Origin of the sequence: Bacillus sp. SIMBA_008, from assembly GCF_046535495.1 — a bacterium.
Classification (GTDB): Bacteria; Bacillota; Bacilli; order Bacillales; family Bacillaceae; genus Bacillus; species Bacillus subtilis.
In genome coordinates, this window is the sequence record NZ_JAWRWL010000925.1 from 1 (window position 1) to 250 (window position 250).

The 250-nt window shown below is 51.2% G+C and carries 1 protein-coding gene; it reads left to right on the plus strand.

What is annotated here, in order from left to right; all coding sequences use genetic code 11:
• Positions 1 to 250 (plus strand): alanine:cation symporter family protein (locus tag SB658_RS26085; RefSeq protein WP_410603384.1); only part of this gene is annotated, 250 nt, incomplete at both ends.

Below are 250 nucleotides of genomic sequence, written 5' to 3' on the forward strand. Positions count from 1 at the left end.
GGCGCAGTCGGTCTTATTTTCTCAGATGCCTTTACCGGTCAAGCCGTGGCAGGTGGTGCAATTGGGACTGTCATTCGCTGGGGTGTGGCACGTGGTGTATTTTCCAATGAAGCAGGTCTGGGGTCAGCACCAATTGCGGCTGCGGCTGCGAAAACGGATATGCCTGCCCGTCAAGCTCTCGTCTCTATGACGCAAGTGTTTATTGATACAATCATTGTTTGTTCTATCACTGGCATTACCATTGTCATGG